This is a genomic window from Synechococcus sp. R5-12 (genome assembly GCF_047502655.1).
GTDB lineage: Bacteria > Cyanobacteriota > Cyanobacteriia > Thermostichales > Thermostichaceae > Thermostichus.
In genome coordinates this window covers 1-4,259 of the sequence record NZ_JANSIM010000180.1, presented here as the reverse complement: position 1 = coordinate 4,259, position 4,259 = coordinate 1, and the positions used below count along the sequence as shown (strand labels likewise).

The 4,259-nt window shown below is 59.3% G+C and carries 5 protein-coding genes; 2 read left to right on the top strand and 3 right to left on the bottom strand.

Annotated features, from left to right (window positions below; genetic code table 11):
- The coding region (locus tag NW843_RS10045; RefSeq protein WP_414522854.1) for a hypothetical protein at positions 1-203 on the top strand (203 nt) is incomplete at its 5' end.
- A 186-nt stretch (positions 204-389) separates the two neighbouring features.
- Positions 390-1,238 (top strand): hypothetical protein, encoded by an 849-nt coding sequence (locus tag NW843_RS10040; RefSeq protein ID WP_414331048.1) that lies wholly within the window; start codon positions 390-392, stop codon positions 1,236-1,238.
- A 7-nt stretch (positions 1,239-1,245) separates the two neighbouring features.
- On the opposite strand, the gene chlP is transcribed toward NW843_RS10040, so the two are convergent.
- From chlP to ruvX, 3 genes are all read right to left on the bottom strand, one after another.
- Positions 1,246-2,466, bottom strand: coding sequence for a geranylgeranyl reductase (chlP, locus tag NW843_RS10035; RefSeq protein WP_414522853.1), 1,221 nt, complete (start codon positions 2,464-2,466; stop codon positions 1,246-1,248).
- Between the two features lie 124 nt (positions 2,467-2,590).
- On the bottom strand, positions 2,591-3,727 hold the full coding sequence (locus NW843_RS10030) for an extracellular solute-binding protein (RefSeq protein WP_414522852.1): 1,137 nt from the start codon (positions 3,725-3,727) through the stop codon (positions 2,591-2,593).
- Positions 3,699-4,163, bottom strand: coding sequence for a Holliday junction resolvase RuvX (gene ruvX / locus NW843_RS10025; protein WP_414522851.1), 465 nt, complete (start codon positions 4,161-4,163; stop codon positions 3,699-3,701). Before ruvX ends, NW843_RS10030 begins: the two co-directional genes overlap by 29 nt.
- Positions 4,164-4,259: the final 96 nt, after the last annotated feature.

Sequence of the window (4,259 nt, the reverse complement as noted above, 5' to 3'; positions counted from 1 at the left end):
CAGGACTTGGGTCATGGTTCTATCATAACTTCCGCATTCCTCCCAACCCTCGTCCTACGGACAGAGGGCGGGGCTCCTGCGCCAGTAAGCTGGACTTTCTGATCCTATCGCAGACGGGATCCCAGCGGAAAACGGCAGAGCCCGTGGCGCTGCCCCGACAAAATGGCCCCTGGGATCCACCGCCAAGGCAACCCCCAGCTTGATGAAGATAGGCACCGGGTTATTTTTGGGCAGAGCGGATGAAGTTCAAAGCCGTTATTGTTGGAAAGATTATTCAAAGACTCCCCCTGGTTTGCGCCAGCCCTGGGTTAGGCTATTGCCATCCCGGGGGAGCAAGAAACACCGCTGCTCTGCCCCAAAGTCCGCGAGTTGAGTTAAGGAAGGTTGAGGTGAAGGGGAGACTGACCTGCCATTTCCCTGTGCTGCTATTGGCCCTGCCTCTGTGGGGATCCCCGACCTGGGCCGGAGAGTATTTCACCGAGGAAGTCACCAGCCCCAGCCTGGAGATCGTTCACGGCTGGCGGCAGGAGGTGTACGGCATTGGGGTTACCATCACCAACACCAGCCTCGGCTCCTTTCGGGTGCCCTTGGAAATTGATATGGAGGATCGGACTAGCTGTGAGCGGGCCGACTTGGTGCTGACCAACAATCGCATCATGCCGATGGGATCCTTCCAAGATTGCATTCTCAACATCTTTCCCTACCTGGATAAGTTCATCAACCAAGAAGTCGCCAGCATCCGAGTCACCCTAAAAGGGCCAGCTCCCCTCCTGGAAATTCCGGTAGAGGAGTCGGATCGGCTGATTTTGGCCCAGGTGGCCAACCAATCGCGGGAAGCCTTTGTTTTCTTTCAGCAGGAGTTGGCCCGTGTTTTGGAGCTGCTGAGGCAGTCGGATCCCAAGCAAAGCGAGACGGCCCCACAGCCTGGCACCCCAGTTCCGACCGCCACCCCAGCCGAGTCTGCCGCTAGCCCAGGAGATTTTGTAATCGTGGGATCCATTCGGGAAGAACGAGTGGGGGCCGGTAGCCGCCTAAGCGTGGAAGCGATCAACCGCAGCACCCGCACGGTTCTCAACGCCCGTGCTCGTTTCACCTTCTATCGGGGAGAAGAAGTTGTCGATACGCGAGTGGCAGCATTTGAGCCCAGCGACGTGCCCCCCGGACAAAGGGCCTCCGCCAGTGTGCTGAAAACCGAGGCCAATTGGGATCGCGTCACGGTGACCTTCCAGTGGCAGTAGGGTTACTTCAGGGAGCCAAAGCGTTGCCGCGAATCAGGCTGCCCAGGGTTTTGACCGTGATCTTGAACTGCACCCAAGGGCTCATGGGCACTACCGTCTTGTAGAGGTAGCTGTCAAAGGTCATCCTCTGCACGTCCCGGTCGGCGCACATCTCCACAAAGGCTTCGCGAGTGGCATTGGAACGGTAGAACACCCGCTGCAGGATGTCCAAGACCTTGTAGGTCAGGCCGTACTGGCGATCCCAGCGCTTGAGATACAGTTTTAGATCCTCCTCTGTGGGAATGCGCTTGCCACCGTTGGAGGTCTCGACAAGGGTCTCGGCACACATGCGGCCTGACTTGGCAGCAAAATAGATCCCTTCGCCGCTGGATTTGGTTACGTATCCCGCCGCATCTCCCACCAAAGCAGCACGGCCCACCACACGGCGCGGGCGGGGATGCTCTGGGATCGGATGGGCTTCCACCTTGATCACCTGGCCGCCGCGGATACGCTCGGCAGCACGGGCGCGGATCCCAGCTTGCAACTTTTGGATGTGGGCTTGGTTTGCCCTCATGGTGCCGGTGCCCACGGCTACATGGTTGGACTTGGGAAACACCCAGGCATAAAAGTCTGGAGAAACATCGTCCCCCACATACATTTCTGCCCGCTCTGCGTAGTAGGCCATTTTGTCGTCCGGGAGCCGGATGCGCTCCTGAAAGGCCAGCGCATAGTTGTAGTCGCCAGCACCAATGGCTTCTGCCACCTTGGAGTGGAACCCATCCGCCCCGATCACCACATCCACAGCCAAAGAACGCGGCACCCCTTGCCTCGATCCGTCGGAAAAATCGTTGTAGTGCAGGATGTAGGGATCCCGGCCATTCTGGGGGATTTCCAGATGCATTACCTTGCCGTTGATCAGCTCCGCCCCTTTTTGGTGGGCACGATTGCGCAAGAAGGCATCCAAGATCTCGCGGCGGCACATGCCGATGTATTCGTTTTCCTTTTCAAGGGCGATATCCACCTCATAGTTGGAGGGGGAGATCATCTTCATCTTGCGCACTTTGCGGTCGATGATCTCGGGGGGAAGGTCAAATTCTGAGACCATACAGAGAGGAATGGCGCCCCCACAGGGCTTAGCATTGTCCAGCTTCCGCTCAAACAAAAAGGTTTCAATTCCCGCTTGGGCTAGAACTTCAGCAGCAGAGGCTCCGGCTGGCCCGCCCCCCACAACAGCAACTCTCAGGCTCAAGGTGCTCTCCTCGATGCAAATGCGACTGGCTCATCAGACAGCAGGCATCCTACCACAGCTCCTCAGAAGCATTGCGGACCTTGACGAAGTGTTGCAGAGTGGAGGGCTCGCGCTCGCTGTGTTTCTACAAAAGGCCCCGCCGCATTTGATCCCAGAGGTTGAGATAGGACTCGGCTTCGGCTGAGCTCAAGGGGCGCCAGATCTCCGAGCGTTGCCAAGTGGAGATTTGCAAGTCGGCTCTGCGTTGCAGGCGTGGGGCAAGTTGAGCCAAATCCAGCGGCAAAACCGAAGGGATCCCGCTCAGGTTGACCAAGCGAGGCGCAAATTCGGGATTCAGGACAAAATCGAGCCAGTCGGCCAACAGGGATCCGGAATCTGTCTGGGTTGATTCTGTGTGGGCATTGTCTTCGACGTGGGGTCGCACCCAGACATCCCACCAGATGGCGGATCCGGAGGCCGGGATCACCACTGCCAGCTCAGGGTAGTTGGCTTGGGTGGCGTAGAGATCCTGCGACCAGCCCACGGCCACCCAGCTATCGGCCAAGCGCAAGATGGGCAGGTAGTCGGAAGAGGTGTAAGTTAAAACCTGGCGATGCAGGGATCCCAGCTCTTGCCGTAATTCCACATCCTCAGGGTTGAGGGGATCGTTGTAGGAGCGGCCCATTTTCTTTAGGGTTAGCCCAATCACCTCCCGCGGGTGATCCGGCAGAGTCAGTTTGCCGGCCAGCTCAGGCCGCCACAGATCCGCCCAGTCCCGAATGGGCTCCCTCACCCGATCCCGGCGGTAGGCAATGGCCGTTACCCCCCAGCGCCAGGGCACACCCCAAATCTGCCCCTCCCGGAGTGCCGCAGCTTGCCAACGGGGATCCAGATTCTGCCATCGTTCTCCCAACAGGCTTGCCGGCAGAGGAGCCAGCCAACCGGCAGCTATGGCCCGATCCAATCCGTCGGCCCCCAACAAACTCAAAGCCGCCACCGGCAGCCGCCGCCGGAACCATCCCCCCGGATCCCACCAGGCCGGATCAGCCGGCTGAACACTTTGCCGGAGATAGGCCAACAACTGATCCCGACTATCCAACAGTTGCAGCCGAAAGCGGGCCTGAGTCCTGCGGCGAAACTCGTTGAGCAAACTGGCAGGGATCCCTTGCTTGAGCGCCACGATAAGAGGCAGGTGTGCATCCGGCCCCCCACATCCTGCCGCCATTAGCCCCAGCAGGATCCCCTGCAGCAGCTCACGCCGGCTCAGCCGTATCTCGCCCACGACAGTACCGCTCCACCAAAATGAGAGCCACCAGATCATCGTAAGCCTTGGCTGGCACCCGCATCCCCTTGGGCAAGAGCCGCTGCCATCCCTGCGGTGGGTAAAAATCCCAGTAGCGCTGACGGGCCTCTTGGGAGCTGTGCCGCTCATCCACCAGGACAATCTGCTGCGGGGGGAGGATCGATTCCAGTTGAGACTTCCAGGCTTGGGCCGTCGTCTGATTGCCCAGGATCACTTGCTCCGCCTGAAACTGTTGCCGGAGCGTTTGTAGTCTAGACAGCGCTGCCGCGGAAGGGACCACCTCCCGGTGTAAAACCTTCAGCTCCGTTTGCGTAAACACCTGCACCACAGCAATGCCGCATTTGTCGCGCCCTGGGTCGAAACCGATCAGCACTCGTTGGCTCTTCAGTCTTGCCGGGTGGAGTGGATCCGTCATCCCTCAGGACGCCCCGCCTGCTGAGCCCCAGAAGAGCCGGGTTGACCAGAAGCTTCCGCCATCAGAAAACTCACCCGCAACGGTCCTGCCGTGTAG